At 67.9% G+C, this 17965-nt stretch carries 15 protein-coding genes and 1 tRNA gene; 6 read left to right on the forward strand and 10 right to left on the reverse strand.

Annotated elements, in window-relative coordinates; genetic code table 11:
* Positions 1–17: 17 nt before the first annotated feature.
* From gloA to glyQ, 7 genes are read right to left on the reverse strand one after another with little or no spacing between them, the layout of a single operon-like run.
* A complete protein-coding gene (gloA, locus tag AC6LJ2_RS06675) occupies positions 18–413 on the reverse strand; it encodes a lactoylglutathione lyase (RefSeq protein WP_263913893.1) in 396 nt (131 codons plus the stop codon).
* Positions 414–424: 11 nt separating this feature from the next.
* Positions 425–1567 (reverse strand): 2-aminoethylphosphonate--pyruvate transaminase, encoded by a 1143-nt coding sequence (locus AC6LJ2_RS06680; protein WP_498151052.1) that lies wholly within the window; start codon positions 1565–1567, stop codon positions 425–427.
* Positions 1568–1611: 44 nt separating this feature from the next.
* A complete protein-coding gene (locus tag AC6LJ2_RS06685) occupies positions 1612–2655 on the reverse strand; it encodes a M48 family metallopeptidase (RefSeq protein ID WP_445658212.1) in 1044 nt (347 codons plus the stop codon).
* Positions 2642–3370: a lysophospholipid acyltransferase family protein gene (locus tag AC6LJ2_RS06690; RefSeq protein WP_263913896.1), complete on the reverse strand. Its 729-nt coding sequence runs from the start codon at positions 3368–3370 to the stop codon at positions 2642–2644. Before AC6LJ2_RS06690 ends, AC6LJ2_RS06685 begins: the two co-directional genes overlap by 14 nt.
* Complete coding sequence (gene gmhB, locus AC6LJ2_RS06695) at positions 3370–3909, reverse strand: D-glycero-beta-D-manno-heptose 1,7-bisphosphate 7-phosphatase (protein ID WP_025136698.1); 540 nt, start codon at positions 3907–3909, stop codon at positions 3370–3372. Before gmhB ends, AC6LJ2_RS06690 begins: the two co-directional genes overlap by 1 nt.
* Positions 3906–6044, reverse strand: coding sequence for a glycine--tRNA ligase subunit beta (gene glyS / locus AC6LJ2_RS06700; RefSeq protein ID WP_445658214.1), 2139 nt, complete (start codon positions 6042–6044; stop codon positions 3906–3908). Before glyS ends, gmhB begins: the two co-directional genes overlap by 4 nt.
* A complete protein-coding gene (gene glyQ, locus AC6LJ2_RS06705) occupies positions 6045–6956 on the reverse strand; it encodes a glycine--tRNA ligase subunit alpha (protein WP_025136700.1) in 912 nt (303 codons plus the stop codon). It abuts the gene before it with no gap.
* Between the two features lie 305 nt (positions 6957–7261).
* Here glyQ and AC6LJ2_RS06710 point away from each other — a divergent pair, with 305 nt between their 5' ends.
* From AC6LJ2_RS06710 to AC6LJ2_RS06725, 4 genes are all read left to right on the forward strand, one after another.
* Complete coding sequence (locus AC6LJ2_RS06710) at positions 7262–8029, forward strand: crotonase/enoyl-CoA hydratase family protein (protein WP_498151053.1); 768 nt, start codon at positions 7262–7264, stop codon at positions 8027–8029.
* 240 nt (positions 8030–8269) lie between these two features.
* On the forward strand, positions 8270–9793 hold the full coding sequence (locus AC6LJ2_RS06715; protein ID WP_263913899.1) for a fumarate hydratase: 1524 nt from the start codon (positions 8270–8272) through the stop codon (positions 9791–9793).
* An 80-nt stretch (positions 9794–9873) separates the two neighbouring features.
* Positions 9874–9945 (forward strand) — tRNA-Trp (locus tag AC6LJ2_RS06720).
* Positions 9946–9967: 22 nt separating this feature from the next.
* Positions 9968–12190 (forward strand): hypothetical protein, encoded by a 2223-nt coding sequence (locus AC6LJ2_RS06725; RefSeq protein ID WP_498151054.1) that lies wholly within the window; start codon positions 9968–9970, stop codon positions 12188–12190.
* Between the two features lie 106 nt (positions 12191–12296).
* On the opposite strand, the gene AC6LJ2_RS06730 is transcribed toward AC6LJ2_RS06725, so the two are convergent.
* Genes AC6LJ2_RS06730 through AC6LJ2_RS06740 form a run of 3 tightly spaced genes read right to left on the reverse strand, consistent with a single transcriptional unit; the run spans position 12297 to position 15305 of the window.
* Positions 12297–13526, reverse strand: a complete 1230-nt coding sequence (locus AC6LJ2_RS06730; protein ID WP_263913901.1) for a CaiB/BaiF CoA transferase family protein — start codon at positions 13524–13526, stop codon at positions 12297–12299.
* The gene (locus AC6LJ2_RS06735; protein ID WP_498151055.1) at positions 13523–14383 is read right to left on the reverse strand and encodes a MaoC/PaaZ C-terminal domain-containing protein; all 861 of its coding nucleotides are present in this window, start codon (positions 14381–14383) and stop codon (positions 13523–13525) included. The genes AC6LJ2_RS06730 and AC6LJ2_RS06735 overlap by 4 nt, the downstream gene beginning before the upstream one ends.
* Before the next feature lie 7 nt (positions 14384–14390).
* A complete protein-coding gene (locus tag AC6LJ2_RS06740; protein WP_263913903.1) occupies positions 14391–15305 on the reverse strand; it encodes an SDR family NAD(P)-dependent oxidoreductase in 915 nt (304 codons plus the stop codon).
* A gap of 148 nt (positions 15306–15453) precedes the next feature.
* Between AC6LJ2_RS06740 and AC6LJ2_RS06745 the strand changes: the two genes are divergently transcribed.
* Positions 15454–16353, forward strand: a complete 900-nt coding sequence (locus AC6LJ2_RS06745) for a LysR family transcriptional regulator (RefSeq protein ID WP_263913905.1) — start codon at positions 15454–15456, stop codon at positions 16351–16353.
* A 337-nt stretch (positions 16354–16690) separates the two neighbouring features.
* Positions 16691–17674 carry a Bug family tripartite tricarboxylate transporter substrate binding protein gene (locus AC6LJ2_RS06750; protein WP_498151056.1) on the forward strand — a complete coding sequence of 328 codons (984 nt, stop codon included), beginning with the start codon at positions 16691–16693 and terminating at the stop codon, positions 17672–17674.
* Positions 17675–17965 lie beyond the last annotated feature (291 nt).

Consider the following 17965-nt stretch of genomic DNA (forward strand, 5'->3'; position numbering starts at 1 on the left):
GCGATGGCGTGGGGGCTTCAGTCCACGCGTCCTTTCTTCTGGATGAACTCGATCTTGTAGCCGTCCGGATCTTCCACGAATGCGATCACGGTGGTGCCGTGCTTCATCGGGCCGGCTTCGCGGGTGACCTTGCCGCCGCGCGCCTTGACCTTGTCACAGGCGTCGTAGGCGTTGTCGACTTCCAGGGCGATGTGGCCGTAGCCGGTGCCCAGGTCGTACTTGTCGGTGTCCCAGTTGTGGGTCAGCTCGATGACGGCGCCTTCGGATTCGTCCTGGTAGCCCACGAAGGCCAGGGTGAACTTGCCGTCGGGGTAGTCGTTGCGGCGCAGGACGCGCATGCCGAGCACGTTGGTGTAGAAATCGATGGACTTGTCGAGGTTGCCGACTCGCAGCATGGTGTGGAGCATACGCATGGGGAAAATCCTTAGGCGGTGAGGGGATGGGGGACGAACCGGGCATGCCCGGCGTGGTCCCTGGAAATGCCCAGGTCTTGCAGCGCGCCGCCCATGGCGTCGACCGCAAGCCGCATCTGGTCGGGCCCGAAGGCGCCGATGCAGCCGACCCGGAAGGTGGGTTGTTCGGTGTTGGTGAAATTGCTGAGCATGAAGCCGCGCTGCTTGAGCGCATCGACGAACAGCTGCAGGTTCCAGGTCGGGGCGTCGGGCGCATGCACGTTGACGACGATAGGGCCTTGCAGGTCGGGCGGCAGGTAGGGCGTCAGGCCCAGGCCGGCCACGCCCTCGTACAGCGTGCGCATGTTGGCGGTGTAGCGCGCCAGGCGGGCTTCGCGACCTTCCTGGTGATACAGATCGAGCGCCACGGCCAGCGCCGCCAGCGTCGGGGCGGGCGGGGTGAAGCGCGGGCCGGCGTTGGGCGCCAGCGTGTGCTGGTAGATGTCGGCCAGGTCCAGCGACCAGCTGCCGGCGTTGCCCTGGGCGGCTTGCAGGCGGTCACGGCGGGCCACGACGAAGGCGGCGCCGGGCAGGCCTTCCAGGCATTTGTTGGCGGTGAGCACGACGGCATCGATGGCCGGCAGGGCAGCCAGGTCCAGCGGCAGCGCGCCGAAGGCCGACACGGCGTCGACGATGACGCGGCGGCCCAGGGCGTGGGCCACCCGGGCCAGTTCGGGCACGTCGTGGCAGATGCCGCTGCCGGTTTCGCTGTAGACCAGCGCCACATGGGTCAGCGTGGGGTCTTGTTCAAGCGCCCGCGCCACGGCTTGCGGATCGACGCGTTCGCGTGCGCCGACGGCCAGCGGCACGGCGATGCGGCCCGCGTCGGCCGCCAGCTTCTGCAGTCGGCTGGCGTAGGCGCCGGTGGACGGCGCCAGCAGGCGTCCGCCCGCGGGGACGAAGGTGCGGATCGCGGCTTCGACCGCGAAATGGCCGCAGCCCGGCAGCGCCAGCGCTTCGTGGTGGGCGGCGTCGGCCTGGGCCACGCGCAGCACGCCGGCGCAGACCTTGCGGTAGAGCGCGCGGAATTCGTTGTCCCAGGGCGCGTAATCCTGCGCCATGGCGGCCTTCACCCGGGCATCGGTCGTGACCGGGCCGGGAATCAGCAGCAGCATTTTTGGTGTCTCCGAGGGGGTCGCAAAGTCGCCTCGCGCCATTCCTAGAATTGGGGGAGCGAGGCGGGATCGTGGCGCCGCAGCACGTTCTTGGCTTCTTCGAAGTCGGGCAGGATCTGGCCCACTTCGCGCCAGAAATCCTGGCTGTGGTTCATTTCGCGCAAGTGAGCAAGTTCGTGCGCGATCACGTAATCGATGATGGCCGGCGCGAAGTGGATCAGGCGCCAGTTCAGCATGATGTTGCCGTCGCTGGTGCACGAGCCCCAACGCGTGGCCGCCGACGACAGGCGCCAGCGGCGGATCTTCAGGCCGCTGATCTGCAGGAAGTGCGCCAGCCGCGCGCCGAACCAGGCGCCGGCACGCTGTTGCAGCCAGGCCTGCGCGGCATCGCGGATGCGGCCCTGGTCGGCCGTGGCGGGCAGCGCCAGCCACAGCGTGTCGCCATCGGCGGGGGCGTCGGCTTCACCCGAGAGGTAGGTCTGGCGGCTGTCACCCCCCACGCCCAGCACGATGCGCTTGCCCAGGTAGGGCAGTTCGCCGCCGGCCTGCCAGCGCGTATGCGCCATGGCCAGCTGTTGCTTGCGGGTGTGCCATTCGCGCAGCTTGGCGACGATCCAGCGGGCTTTTTCGCGCACGGCGTCGTCGATCTGCGCCAGCGTGACCCAGTTGGGCGCCGTGACGCGCAGGCCGTCGTCGGTGATGACAAAGCCGATGCTGCGGCGACGCGAGCGCAGCAGCACGAAGCCGATGGGTTGCGGGTCGGTGTCGACCTCGCGCCAGCGGGCGCCAGGCGGCATGGGATCGGGGCAGGGCGTGGGCACGCGCGAGGCGGCGTTGGGTGACAGCGTCAGCAACGGCTCGCCGGCAGGCTTGGGGGCGGATGGCGCGGCCGCAGGGGGCGTAACAGCAGGGGGCGCGACAGGCGATGCGGCGGGAAACAACAGCGCAGACTGCGGGTGGACGTCAGGCGGGGCAGCGCGTGGGACTGAGGGCCGAGCTGGGGGGCGCGCGTTCAGCGGCGACGCGCCCGAGGGCGCGTCGTGGTCGTGCACGTCGAACAGAAGTTCGAGCTGATCAGTGCTGGCCATACCTTTCAGGGTTGAGACGCCGCATTTCCCCTTCGATCCAGTCTTGCACTTTCTGGTTCAGTTCTTCGGGGGAGATTCCCTTGGATTCTATCGCGGGACCGATGGATAGCGTAACCAGGCCCGGATATTTGACGAAGGCGTTTCGCCGCCAGCATTCGCCGGCATTGTGCGCGACCGGAATGACGACCGCGCCGGTGCGCGAGGCCAGCAGGGCGCCGCCCATCTTGAAGCGTGCGGTCTTGCCCGGCGGCACGCGGGTGCCTTCCGGGAACAGCAGCGGCCAGCGGCCTTCGTCCAGCCGAGTCTGGCCCTGTTTGACCACCTGTTCGAAGGCGTCGCGGCCCTTGGCGCGGTCGATGGCGATCATGCGCAGCAGCGCCAGGCCCCAGCCGAAGAACGGCACCATGTGCAGTTCTTTCTTGTAGACGAAGCAGACTTCGCGCGGCATGTAGGCCGGAAAGAACAGGGTTTCCCAGGCCGACTGGTGCTTGGACAGCAGTACGGCGGGGCCGTCGGGCAGGTTTTCCCAGCCCTTGACCTGCCAGCGGATGCCGCAGAACACCTTGGCGCCCCAGATGGCCAGGCGCGGCCAGCCGACCGTGAGCTTGTAGCGCAGGTGCAGCGGCAGCGGCGCCCACAGGATGCAGGCGAAGGCGTAGGGGATGACCGTGATGGCCAGGAACAGGAAATACAGGAACGAGCGCAGCCGGGCCATCAGTTGTCCTGGAGCAGGGCGTCGGCCACGGCCGACAGGTCGTCGCAGACCCGCGTGTTGTCGGGCAGGCCGCCTTTTGCCAGCGTCTTCTTGCCGTTGCCGGTCAGCACCAGCCAGGGCGAGCAGCCCGCCGCGCTGGAGGCCTGCAGGTCGCGCAGCGAATCGCCCACGGCCGGCACGCCGGCCAGGTCGACGTCGTAGCGGTGGCCGATCTGCTCGAACATGCCGGGTCGCGGCTTGCGGCAGGTGCAGTTGTCGTCCGGGCCATGCGGGCACATGAAGACGGCATCGACGCTGCCGCCGGCCGCGGCCAGCTCGCGCCGCATCTTGGTGTGGATGGCGGTGAGCGTGTCCATGTCGAACAGGCCGCGGGCCAGGCCCGACTGGTTGGTGGCGACAACCACGGTCCAGTCCGCCTGGGTCAGGCGGGCGATGGCCTGCAGGCTGCCGGGCAGGGCGATCCATTCGTCGGGATTCTTGACGAATGCGTCGCTGTCCTGGTTGATGACGCCGTCGCGGTCGAGGATGATGAGTTTCACTGTGCCAGCCTGGAGATGTCAGCCACCTGGTTCATCAGGGCGTGCAACTGGCCCAGCAGCGCCAGCCGGTTGGCGCGCACGGCGGGGTCGTCGGCCATGACCATGATGTCGGCGAAGAAGGCGTCGACGGGTTCGCGGGCCTGGGCCAGAGTGCGCAGGTTGGCGGCGAAGTCGCCGGCCGCCAGTTGCGCCTCGGCTTGCGGGCGCAGCGTGGCAATCGAGGCGGCCAGCGCCTTTTCGGCGGGCTCGACCAGGGCGGCGTCGTTGACCGCGCCGATCTCGCCTTCGGCTTTCTTGAGCAGGTTGCCGATGCGCTTGTTGGCGGCGGCCAGGCTGGCGGCTTCGGGCAACTGCGCGAAGGCGGCGGCGGCGCGCACGCGCTCGGCCACCTGGTGCAGCGGCGGCGCGAGGGCGATGACGGCCTCGACCGCATTGCGGTCGTGGTCGTTGATGAGCTGGTTGCGGTAGCGCTCGTAGATGAAGGTGCGCACTTCCGCCAGCGTCTCGGCGGGGATCTTGCCGGCCGGGAAGGTGGCGGCCGTGGCGGCCAGCAGGCCGTCCAGCGACAGCGGGCCGTCCTGGTTGAGCTTGAGCCAGCCGCCCGCGGCCAGTTGCTCGAACGCGCTGATCAAGCCCAGCGCGGCGCGGCGCAGGCCGAAGGGGTCGCGTTCGCCGGTGGGCGCCAGGCCGATGGCCCAGATGCCGACCAGGGTTTCGGCGCGCTCGGCGATGAACAGGGTGGCGGCGGTCAGGCCGTCTTGCGTGACGGGGGCGTCGTAGCGGTTGCGGTACTGGCTGCGCAGGGCTTGCACGACGCTGTCCGGCTCGCCGTCGCCGGCGGCGTAGTAGGCGCCCATGATGCCTTGCAGTTCGGGGAATTCGCCCACCATGTTCGAACCCAGGTCGGCCTTGGCCAGCAGCGCGGCGCGATCGGCGGCGGTGACGTCGCTGCCCAGCTTGCCGGCCACGTCGCGGGCGATGGCACGCACGCGTTCGACGCGTTCAAGCTGGGTGCCCAGCTTGTTGTGGTAGACGATCGAGCCCAGTTGCTCGACGCGCGCGGCCAGCGGCGTCTTGCGGTCGGTTTCGAAGAAGAACTGGGCGTCGGCCAGGCGCGGGCGCACCACGCGCTGGTTGCCTTCGACGATGTTCACCGGGTTGTCCGTGTGCATGTTGCTCACGATCAGGAAGCGGTGCGTCAGGCGGCCGGTGGCCGGGTCGAACAGCGGGAAGTACTTCTGGTTCAACCGCATGGTCAGGATCAGGCATTCCTGCGGCACTTGCAGGAACTGTTCCTCGAACTGGCCCACGTAGACGGTGGGGTGTTCGACCAGGGCGGTCACTTCGTCCAGCAGCGCGGCTACTTCCGGGTCGTCGCCCAGGGTGGCGGACAGGCGGCCGGCGTGGTCCAGCAACTGGCGCTGGATCTCGTCGCGACGGCCTTCGAACGAGGCCACCACATGGCCCTTTTCGGCCAGGGTGGCAGCGTAGACGTCGGCGTTGGCGAACGAGACAGCGCCGCTGCTCATGAAGCGGTGGCCCAGCGTCTCGCGGCCGGCGGTCAGGCCCAGCGCGGTGACCGGCACCACGTCGGCGCCGAACAGCGCGACCAGGCCGTGCGCCGGGCGCACGAACTTCACGGTGGTGACACCGTCGGCCAATTGGTAGCGCATGACCTTGGGGATCGGCAGGCCGTCGATGGCCGCGTCGATGCCTTCCTGCAGGCCGACAGCCAGCTGCGCACCGGGGGCGGTGCCGCGGGCGACCAGGTAGTCCTGCTTGCCGTCGGATTCGCGTTCCAGGGTGGCCAGGTCGATGTTCTCAAGGCCCTTGGCGGCCAGCTTCTTCTGCAGCGCCGGGGTCGCCTTGCCGTCTTCGGTCAGGCCGATCTTCACGGGCATCAGCTTTTCGGCGTAGGCCTGGTCGGGCGCCTGGGCCAGCACGGCCGACAGGTGCACGGCCAGGCGGCGCGGCGTGGAAAATGCCTGCACGGCGCAGCCGTCGGCCAGCAGGCCGTGGCGCTGCAGCGTGGCGCGCACGCCTTCGGCAAAGGCCTGGCCCAGCTTCTGCAGGGCCTTGGGCGGAAGTTCTTCGGTCAGCAGTTCGACCAGCAGCGGGCGGATGTTCGTCGTCATTTATGCAGCCTCCCCGGCGGCCTTGTCGCGGCCCAGCATGGGAAAGCCCAGTCGTTCGCGGGAATCGTAGTAGGCCTGCGCGACGGCGCGCGACAGGTTGCGGATGCGGCCGATGTAGGCGGCGCGTTCGGTCACGCTGATCGCGCCGCGCGCGTCCAGCATGTTGAAGGTGTGCGCGGCCTTCAGGGCGGCCTCGTAGGCGGGCAGCGCCAGGGGCACGTCCATCAGGCGCTTGGCTTCGGCTTCGTAGTCGTTGAAATGCGAGAACAGCATTTCGGCCGACGAGTGCTCGAAGTTATAGGTGGATTGCTCGACCTCGTTCTGGTGGAAGACGTCGCGGTACAGCACGCGGTTGCCGTTGGCGCCTTCGGTCCAGACCAGGTCGTACACGCTTTGCACGTCCTGCAGGTACATGGCCAGGCGTTCCAGGCCGTAGGTGATTTCACCGGTGGTCGGGGTGCAGTCCAGGCCGCCCACTTGCTGGAAGTAGGTGAACTGGGTGACTTCCATGCCGTTGAGCCAGACTTCCCAGCCCAGGCCCCAGGCGCCCAGGGTGGGGTTTTCCCAGTCGTCTTCGACGAAGCGGATGTCGTGCTGCGTGGGGTCGATGCCCAGCGCCTTGAGCGAACCGATGTACAGGTCCAGGATTTCCGGGGGCGCGGGTTTCAGCACCACCTGGTACTGGTAATAGTGTTGCAGGCGGTTGGGGTTTTCGCCGTAGCGGCCATCCTTGGGGCGGCGCGAGGGCTGCACGTAGGCGGCGCGCCAGGGTTCCGGCCCGATGGCCCGCAGGAACGTGGCCGTGTGCGAGGTGCCGGCGCCGACTTCCATGTCGTAGGGCTGCAGCAGGGCGCAACCCTGCTTGTCCCAGTATTCCTGGAGCGTAAGGATGATTTGCTGAAAGGTGAGCATAGGATTCTTGGAATTCGGTCGCCGGGCGACGTCTGCCGTGGGCGTGGGAAACCGGGCATTTTAACTGGCCCGGGGCAGGGCGGGGGCCGGCCCCCGGAAATGGGGCGACATCCCCGCCGTTACATTTTCCGGCGTCGCCTCGCCATGGAACGGCCTGCCGGGGACGGATGGCGGGTTGCGGCAGCTGGCGTGCTCCTGGCGGACACCGGCCGGCCGCGTGCCTGCGGCGGCCAACCATTGGTCGTATCATTCCGGGTTGACGCCCAGTCTTATATAAAACCAACACCCCTGGAAGGAGCATCCGCATGTCTGACCTGATCACGGTGGAAGTCGCCGACGGCATCCAGATCATCACGATCAACCGTCCCGAAGCCAAGAACGCCATCAACCTGGAAACCGCGCAGGCCATGGCCGCCGCGCTGGACCAGCTGGACAGCCGCGACGACGTGCGCATCGGCATCCTGACGGGCGCGGGCGGCACGTTCTCGTCGGGCATGGACCTGAAGGCCTTTGCCAAGTCGGGCCAGCGTCCGTATGTGGAAGGCCGCGGTTTCGCCGGCCTGAACGAAGCGCCGCCCAAGAAGCCCCTGATCGCCGCGGTCGAAGGCTATGCCCTGGCCGGCGGCTGCGAAATGGCCCTGGCGTCCGACCTGATCGTGGCTGCCAGCAACGCCAAGTTCGGCCTGCCCGAGGTCAAGCGCGGCCTGGTGGCCGGCGCCGGCGGCATGCTGCGCCTGCCGCGTCGCCTGCCCTACCATATCGCCATGGAAGTGATCCTGACCGGCGACATGCTGACCGCCGAGCGCGCCTACGGCTTCGGCCTGGTCAACCGCCTGACCGAACCCGGCGGCGCCCTGGCCGGCGCGCTGGAACTGGCCCGCGCCATCGTCGAGAACGGCCCGCTGTCGGTGCAGACCGCCAAGAGCATCGTGGCGCAGTCGGGCGACTGGAACCAGGACGAGATGTTCGACCGCCAGCGGCCGCTGATCGCCCATATTTTCGCGTCGGCCGATGCGAAAGAAGGCGCCACCGCCTTTGCCGAGAAGCGCAAGCCCGTCTGGCAGGGTAAATGAATCTTGCCCCCACGCCGCACTCGCTGCGCGAGCTAGCTGCCCCCCGAGGGGGCCTTTTTGCCTTGGGGCGGCCCGGCGGCAAAATTTGTGCCCCCACGCCGCGCTCGCTATGCGAGCTAGCTGCCCCCCGGGGGGGCCTTTTTGCCTTGGGGCGGCCCGGCGGCAAAAAAATTCTTCTTTCATTCCGCGGCCGGCTAGCCGGCCGCGTTTTCACGTTCCCTTCGTAACTCGCATATCGCCATGTCCGTCCTCATCAAAGAAGAAGACTTCATCCAGTCTATCGCTGATGGCATCCAGTTCATCAGCTACTACCACCCCGTCGACTACATCCGCCACCTGGCCCGCGCCTACGAGCGCGAGGAAAGCCCGGCCGCGCGCGACGCGATGGCCCAGATCCTGACCAACTCGCGCATGTGCGCCGAAGGCAAGCGTCCGCTGTGCCAGGACACCGGCATCGTCAACGTGTTCCTGAAGGTCGGCATGGAAGTGCGCTTCGACACCAGGCGCACGCTGCAGGAACTGTGCGACGAAGGCGTGCGCCGCGGCTACCTGAACCCGGACAATCCGCTGCGTGCTTCGGTGCTGGACGATCCGCTGTTCGCCCGCAAGAACACCCGCGACAACACGCCCTGTATCCTGCACGTCGAGCTTGTCCCGGGTGACAAGGTCGACGTGCAGCTGGCTTCGAAGGGCGGCGGTTCGGAAAACAAGTCCAAGTTCGCCATGCTCAACCCCAGCGACTCGCTGGTGGACTGGGTGCTCAAGACGGTCCCGACCATGGGCGCCGGCTGGTGCCCGCCGGGCATGCTGGGCATCGGCGTCGGCGGCACCGCCGAAAAGGCCATGCTGATGGCCAAGCAGTCGCTGATGGAAGATATCGACATGTACGAACTGCTGGCCCGCGGCCCGCAGAACAAGCTGGAAGAGCTGCGCATCGAGCTGTACGAGAAGGTCAACGCGCTGGGCATTGGCGCGCAGGGCCTGGGCGGCCTGACCACCGTGCTCGACGTCAAGATCAGCACCTTCCCGACGCACGCGGCCTCCAAGCCCGTCGCCATGATCCCGAACTGCGCCGCCACCCGCCATGCGCACTTCGAGCTGGACGGCTCGGGCCCTGCGCGCCTGGATCCGCCGTCGCTGTCCGAGTGGCCCGAAGTGCACTGGGCGCCCGACTACAACAAGTCCAGGCAGGTCGACCTGAACACGCTGACGCGCGAAGAAGTCGCCAGCTGGAAGCCGGGCCAGACCCTGCTGCTGTCGGGCAAGATGCTGACGGGCCGCGATGCCGCGCACAAGCGCATCCAGGACATGCTGGCCAAGGGCGAGCCGCTGCCGGTGGACTTCACCAACCGCGTCATCTATTACGTGGGTCCGGTGGATCCGGTGGGCGACGAAGTGGTGGGCCCCGCCGGCCCGACCACCGCGACGCGCATGGACAAGTTCACCGACATGATGCTGGAGAAGACCGGCCTGATCTCGATGATCGGCAAGTCCGAACGCGGCCCCGTCGCCATCGAGGCGATCAAGAAGCACGGCTCGGCTTACCTGATGGCCGTGGGCGGCGCGGCGTACCTGGTGTCCAAGGCCATCCGCGGCGCCAAGGTGCTGGGCTTTGCCGACCTGGGCATGGAAGCCATCTACGAATTCGACGTGAAGGACATGCCGGTGACCGTGGCGGTGGACGCCCAGGGCACCTCGGTCCACACGACCGGCCCGAAGGAATGGCAGGCCAAGATCGGCAAGATTCCGGTCGCGGTGGCGTAAGCCTCGTCCGCATCGAAGTCGGCCGCTCTTGTAGCGGCCGATTTTTTTCGCGGCAGGGCTGTGTTTATACTGGCCCCAATTCCGGGATAGTTCAGCGGTAGAACATCCGGCTCCAGTCTGGATAGGCGCTGGTTCGACTCCAGCTCCCGGATCCCTCTTTCTCCCAGGTGCTCGATGCATCACGACGACGCGCCAGAGGCGGGTGCGGTCGGCAGCGGTTACGCGGCCGCCATGCTCGCCAAGGCCTTCCTGACCCACGAGACCCACGCCGATCCCGACGTGCGCGAGCGCGCCGCCGAGCGCGTGCTGCGCTGGCGACAGGTGCTGGAACAGGCGTTGGCTGGCACGGTCGACTATGGCTCGCGTACGCCGCTGGCTGGCATTCCCGACTGGGTCACGCTGGAAGTCGTCACGGGCGGGTTCGCCACCGGCGCGCTGCTGGCGGGCGGGCCGCTGACGGAGTTCGAGCGCGAGCTGGCCGCCCGCACGCCGGGCATCCGCGCGGGCCACGAGCGGCGCGATCTGAATGCATATTTTCTTGGCGAGACAGGCATTGCCCAATTGCAGGCGCGCCTGGCCGATGGCGACTATCACGTCGATCTGCCCGAAGAAGCGGCGCTGTTGACGGTGGCCTGGCTGCTGCGGCAAGGGCAGGCGCAGGCCGCGCGCGACCTGGTCGCGGTGCTGGCACCGTTCTTCGATCGCCTGCGCTTCTATCCCGCGCCTTGGGCCGGCGACGAACCGGCCGCTTCGGACCTGCATGTCAGGACCGCGGGCGAGGTCGCCAGCCTGCTGGCGGCGCTGGCGCCGCCGTCGCGTCTGCAGGCGCAGCGGGCAACCGTGAATGAGCTGCTGCCGCGCCATGACCGCGCGGTCGCCCTGTTCCTGGAAACGGTGCAAGACGATTGGCCGTGCAGGCAGTACCCCGAGGGCTGGGCGGAACGCGCGGCGGCGCTGGTGCGCGAGGTCGAGGCGGCGCAGGCGGCGGCCGGGCAGCCGCTGGGCGGCGTGTCGCGGCGGCACCGACACAAACGCGAGTTGTTCGATCTGCTGGCGCAATGCGTTCGGGCCGCCGAAACGTTGACGGGCAGGCAGGTGGGGCGGGTGCGCCGCCTGGTGCAGGACTACGTGGCGGCGCACGGCGCGCCGGACGGGCGGGCGGTGCAGGACCTGCGGACCCGGCAGCGCGGCGATGTCGCCGCGCCGGGCTTTGACGCGGCGGCGCGGGTGGTCGCCACCCGCTTGCGGGACTATCCCGAACAGGCCGGCGTGCCGGACCTGACGCCCGTGCTGGCGCCGCTGGCGGCGGCCGAGGCGCGCGACGCGGGTCTGCCGGCAGGGCTGGCCGTGCCGGCGCCCGTGGCGCGGCGGGTGCGGCGCTGCCAGAGCGGTACGCTGCCGCAATTGGTCGAACGGGGCTTGATACGCTCGGGCGAATTCCTGGCCACCTTGACGCCGCAGGTCACCGCCTCGCAACAAGGGGCGGGCTTTGCCGATCCCGCGCTGCGGACGCTGGTCGAGGCGGCCTATCGCGCATTCCGGCGCCGGCGGTCCCTGTTGCTGTTGAATCTGGCGCGTCAGGCGGCTTTTGGTGATCTGCCCTGGATTGCCGCTGTCCAAGCCCAGCGCCAGCCGGCGCAGCAGGATGCCGACGCGGCCGGCGCCGCATTGACCGAGATCGCGGGCCTGGCCGTGACCGCCTTTCCGCATGCCGCGTTGCCCAACAAGCTGCTGCAAGAGCTGCGCGCCTTGAGCGAACGGGCCGGCCGCGACCTGCCCTGGGGCGAGGAGTTGGCCGCCGATATCTTCATGGGCGCGTTCGGCCCCAAGTTCGTCGAGGCGGCGCGGTGCGCGGCGTCCTTGCTGGATGGCAGCCTGTACGCCCGTTACTACGCGCTGGAGGTGCCCGCCATCCTGGCGTTGTCGCCCGCACGCGGCGAAGCGGCGTTTGTCAGGCTGTGCGCCGCGCGCGCGGGCGTGGCGCCGGGGTTCGGGCAGGTGGGCGCCAATGGCATGGTGATCGAACAGCAGCAGATCCTGACCACCCACAACCTGGCGCTGCTGGTGGCCGGTGCCGGCTTGGGACCCGCCTTGAACGAGCGCTACGGCCAGTTGGCCTTTGCCGCGTTCGAGTGGCTCTGCGCACGCCAGCAGATGAAGATCGATGTCTGGCATGCCCGTATCCGCATGCTGCGCAACACCGCCATCGCCTGGCGGCAGGCGGTGTTCTTCCTGTCGCTGGCGGCGCCGGCCGAGCGGGATGAGACCATCGCTGCCATGCAGGCGCACCTGGCGGCGCAGGGGGCGGCGTTCCAGGCGCTGTTCCGTCCGGTCATGCGCGGCTTGCAGCAGGCGGCGCGCGGCGCGACGTTGCCGCAGCATGAGGTGGGCGAGTAGGGCGCGCGCGTGTTTCTCGGGTGGTTCGCCTCGCGCCATTGGATGCTGGACGCGGCGGCCTGACGCGGGCCGGGGCGCGCCAGGCGGGCGCGAAGCCGGCCCGCGCCTAGCGTGCGTTGCGTCGGGTGAACGCGGCAATGGCCTCGGGCGATTTACCCAGCACGTCGCGCAGCACTTCCTCGGTGTGCTGGCCCAGCAACGGCGGCGCGCGCCGGTAGACCACGGGCGACGCCGACAACCGCAGCGGGCTGGCGGTCACCGGCGCCACGCCGCCAGAGGGATGCGGCAGGTCGCGCCGCAATTGCCGCGCCGCGACCTGCGGGTGCGCAAATGCCTGGGCAATATCGTTGATCGGTCCGCAAGGCACGCCCACCGCTTCAAGCTTGGCAATCCAGTCATCGCGCTTGCCTTGCCCCATGATCTCGGTCAGCAGCGCCACCAGCGTGTCCCGGTTCGTGACGCGCAGCCGGTTGGTGGCAAAGCGCGGATCGTCGCCCAGCTCGGCGGCACCGATGGCCGTGCAGTACGCGCGGTACTGCGATTCGTTCCCGGTGGCGACGATCAGGTGGCCGTCGCAGGCGGCAAATACCTGGTAGGGCACCACGTTCTGGTGCGCGTTGCCGGCGCGGGTGGGGGCCACGCCCGAATTGAAGTAGTTCGAATTCTGGTTGGCCAGCAGCGCCACATGGCTGTCGAGCAGCGCAATGTCCAGATGCTGGCCCAGGCCGCTGCGGTGGCGCTCTTGCAGCGCGGCCAGGATCGCCACCGTCGCGTACATGCCGGTCACGATGTCGGTGACGGCCACGCCTGCTTTTTGCGGACCGCCGCCGGGCAGGTCGTCGCGCTCGCCGGTGATGCTCATCAGCCCGCCCATGCCCTGGATCATGAAGTCGTAGCCGGGGCGGCGGGCAAACGGGCCGTCCTGGCCGAAGCCGGTGACCGAACAGTAGATCAGGCGCGGATTGATGGCCTGCAGGCTGGCGTAATCCAGCCCATACCTGGCCAGGCCGCCGACCTTGAAGTTCTCGACCAGGATGTCGCTGACGGCCGCCAGCTCGCGGATCAGCGCGGCGCCTTCGGGCGTGGCCATGTCGGCCTCGACCGAGCGCTTGTTGCGGTTGGCACTCAGGTAGTAGGCGGACTCGTTGGTGTCGACGCCCTGGCCATCCTTGAGAAACGGCGGGCCCCAGGCACGGGTGTCGTCGCCGACGCGCGGCCGCTCTATCTTGATGACGTCGGCGCCCAGGTCGGCCAGGTTCTGGGTGCACCAGGGGCCGGCCAGGATGCGCGACAGGTCCAGCACGCGGATGCCGTCCAGGGCGGGCGCGCGGCTCATGCCTGCACCTCGGCGGCGCCATGAGTGAGGACGACAGTGCCACGTTCCCGCGCACGGGCGATGAAGCGGATCTGGCCGCCGGCCAGGCGCCACATGTCGCATTGCAGCGTTTCGCCGGGGTACACGGGCGCCGAAAAGCGCGCGTCCAGCCGGGTCAGGCGCGCGGCGTCGTAGTCGCACCAGGTCTTGACGATGGCGTGCGCCGCCACGCCGTAGGTGCATAACCCATGCAGGATCGGACGCGCATAGCCCGCCTGGTGCGCGACCTCGGGATCGGCATGCAGCGGATTGCGATCCGCATTCAGCCGGTACAGCAAGGCGGCTTGCGGCGGAATGCGCAATTCGCAACGCCGGTCGGGTTCGCCGTCCGGTGCGGCGGGCAACGGCTCGGGGCTGGCATCACCCGTGCCAAAGCCGCCGTCGCCGCGGCAGAACGTGCTCTGTTGCAGCGTCGCCAGGTGGGTGCCGGCTTCGTCGTGCAACGTGCGCTCGGTGATGACGATGGCGCCTTTGTCCGCGCCCTTGTCGATCACATGCGTGATGCGGCTCCTGCCGATGACCGTGCCGGACGTGGGCAAGGGCGCATGCAGCGTCATGCGCTGTTCGCCGTGCACCAGGCGTACCCAGTCGATGCCGGCGCGCGGGTCGCTCATCCAGAAGCCGGGGTAGCTCAGCACCACGCTCATGGTCGGAAAGGACTGCAGGCCTTTTTCGTACACGTAGCGCAGCTGGCGGCTGTCTTCGGGGTCTTGCCCCAGGCCGATGCCCAGCGCATACAGCATGGTGTCCTTGTCTTCGTAGTGCTGGCGCACGTCATCGAAACGCCAGTGCTTCACGGTTGCGTAGTCCAGCGGCATGGCGGTCTCAGATGGGGTCCCAGTCGATCACGTCGGGCGAACGCTCCAACGCATGAAAGTGCTTGCGCATGGCGGGCACGGCGATCTCGCCGATGCTTTCAGGCGTCCAGCCATCGCTGTGGTGCACGCTGCGCACGGGGCGCGGCTGGCTCATCAGCATGATTTCGTTGGCGCGTACCGCAAAGATCTGCGCGGTGACTTCGCTGGCCGCGTCGCTGGCCAGGTACACGGCCAGGGGCGCGACCTTGCCGGCTTCCATCTTTTTGAGTTTCTCGACGCGCGCCTTTTCCTCGTCGGTCTCGGCGGGAATGGAGCTGGTCATGCGGCTCCAGGCGAACGGCGCGATGCAGTTCGAACGCACGTGGTAGCGCGCCATGTCCAGCGCGATGGACTTGGACAATGCCACGATGCCCAGCTTGGCGGCCGCGTAATTGGCCTGGCCGAAGTTGCCGATCAGGCCCGAGGTCGACGTCATGTGCACGAAGGCGCCCGATTCCTGTTCGCGGAAATACGGCGCCGCCGCGCGGCTCATGAAAAACGAACCATTCAGGTGCACGTCGATGACCTGGCGCCACTCTTCTTCGCTCATCTTGTGGAACACGCGGTCGCGCAGGTTGCCGGCGTTGTTCACCACCGCATCGATGCGGCCGAAGGCGTCGATGGCCGTCTGCACGATCCGGCTGGCGCTGTCGTAGGCCGCCACGCTGTCGGTGTTGGCCACCGCCTGTCCGCCCGCCGCATTGATCTCGCGCACCACGGCGTGCGCCGGGCCGTCGCCGCCGCCTTCGCCGGCGAGCGAGACGCCGATATCGTTGACCACCACCTTGGCGCCCGCCTGCGCCATGGCCAGCGCAACGCCACGGCCGATGCCGCCGCCCGCGCCCGTCACGACCACTACCTTGCCGGAAACAATACCGCTCATTGGGCCTACTCCTGTGCCGCGGCGCGCGCGCCGCATGGAAGACAGTTCCGCGTCAAACCCGATGGTTTACGGGGTTGCCCCATGGTATGTTCGTGACGGCATTCGAAGAATTCAAAATTAGAAATGCCCCCCTTCTGTGTGGTGGAACATGAGACATGATCTGACTGACCTGCGGCTCTTCCTGAACGTGGGAGAGACGCTGAATCTGACGCGTGCGGCCGAACGCACGTTCCTGTCGCTTCCCGCCGCCAGCGCGCGGGTCAAGCACATGGAAGAGGCCTTCAAGGCGCGCCTGTTGGTGCGCATGGCCACCGGGGTGGCCCTGACGCCCGCGGGCGAGGTGCTGCTCAAGCACGCCAACGCCGTGTTCCGCCAGCTCGAATGCCTGAACGCCGACTTGCAGCCCTACGCCAGTGGCCTGAAAGGCCGGCTGCGCCTGCTGGCCAACACGACCGCCACCAATTCCTTCCTGGCCGACGCGCTGTCGACCTTCCTGGCGGAAAACCCCGACGTGGACGTGGAGCTCGAAGAAAAGATCTCGGGCGACATCGTCATCGCGATCCGTGCCGGCGCCGGTGACCTCGGCCTGGTGGCCGGCAATATCGACGTGGAGGGCCTGGACGTCACCCCGCTGTTCCGTGACGAACTGACGGTGGTGACGTCGCTGAACCACCCTCTGGCGGCCTCGACGTCGGCGCATTTCGTCGACCTGGTGGATGCCTACCAGTTCGTCGGCATCCACCCTGACAGCGCCATCCAGACCTTCCTGGAAGACATCGCCAGCGGCCTGGGCAAGCGCATCTGCCAACGCGTGCACGTGGGCAGTTTCGAAGCCGTGTGCCGCATGGTGGAGGCCGGCGCCGGCATCGCCGTGGTGCCGCGTGCCTGCGCCGCGCGCTACAGCCGTCCCGACGCGCTGCACGTGCTGAAACTGGAAGACCCCTGGGCCCTGCGCGACCGCCTGCTGTGCCGCCAACGCGGCCGCGACCTGCCCAGCTTTGCCGAGTGCTTCATCGAACACGTGCAACGCGCGGCGCGCGGGCAGTAGCCGCGGGGCAGGGGCGGATTCCAGTTGGATCTGCTGCGTGGGTGCCGCTCGCTCAGGCCCCTCGACGTAAACGAAAGCAAGCTTCGACACGACCCCTTTTTTCGCGTGGCACCGCCGCAGATTGTGTCCGCTGAGCGAACGCGGCAGGCCGGCGAAAGAGGGGCTTTTGAAAATGTGTAGCGGCAAACGCGGCGCGGCGGCAAATAATAAAAAAAGCCCCGGCCAGGCAGGATGCATGGCAACGCAGAAGACGGGGCGGGCAGGCGGCAGGGCACCGCGTGGTTCAGGTGCGGTTTGCGGCCAGGCCACCGACAAGAACGACCCTCAGGAGACCGCCTTGCAAGATCCTCAACGCCGCCGCGTCATCGCGGGGCTGGGCGCCGCGTGCGCCACCGCCATGCTTCCCAAGTTCGCCCGCGCTGCCACTTGGCCCGGCCACGCCGTGACCTTCATCGTACCGTTTCCCGCCGGCGGCCCGGTGGACACGACCGCCCGTTTCACGACCCAACCCCTGGGCCACTTGTGGTCGGTACCCACGGTCGTGGACAACCGCTCGGGTGCAGGCGGCATCGTGGGCGCACAGTTCGCGGCCAAGGCCGAGCCTGACGGTTACAGCTTCTTCTTCGCCTCGATCCACCACGCGGTGCTGCCGAGCCTGCGCGACAACCTGACGTACGACATCACGCGCGATTTCGTGCCGGTCGGCATGGCGGCGGTCTTCCCGATCGTACTGGTGGTGAACCCATCGCTACCGGTGAATTCGGTGAGTGAACTGATCGACTATGCGAAGGCGAACCCGGGAAAACTGTCGTTCAGTTCGTCGGGCACCGGTGGCGGCACGCACCTGGCGGGCGAGCTCTTCAACGCGATGGCAGGCGTCAAGATCCAGCACATCCCCTACCGAGGCAGCGCACCGGCGATGCAAGACCTGCTGGGCGGCCAGGTACAAGTGATGTTCGCCGACGGGCCTTCCGCCGTGCCGCATCTGAAGACGGGCAAGGTGCGCGCGCTAGGGGTCGGCAATCCGACGCGGTCGAGCATGCTGCCGGACGTGCCGACGATTGCAGAGTCGGGGTTGCCGGGCTACGAGGCGTATTCCTGGAGCGGACTGATGGCGCCTAAGGGAACGCCGGGGGAGATCGTTTCCAAACTGAATGCCGATTTGGTGAAGGTCTTGTCTGACGCGGGGACGGCGAAGGCTATGTTGGCGGCTGGGGCTGAGCCTAAGCCTGGGAGTGCTGGGGAATTTGGGGAGTTTGTTAAGGGCGAGGTTGTTAAGTGGCGGGAGTTGATCAGGAAGGCGGATATTAAGCTTGAGTAGGTTGGTGGGTTGTCGTTCTTGAGTCGCGCTTGGCGGTGTCGGTGTGCGGTGGGCGGGGCTACGATTGCGGTCCGGAGCCTTCGCTCCGGACTGCCCCGTCGTCATCGTCGTCCGCCTTCGGCTCCCTTGTATCTTGAGCCCTGGGATGGTTAGCTACCATTCCACGAGAGACAGGTGAGTTTCTGCGGCTCCCTTAGGTGCCTGACCCTGTTCTGAAGACTAAACCCCTGTCTCTCACCTCTGACGCCATCGCGGACACTGGACGGTAGCCTAGGGCTTGACCCTGCATGC

It is taken from the genome of Achromobacter sp. 1014246743, assembly GCF_059760725.1.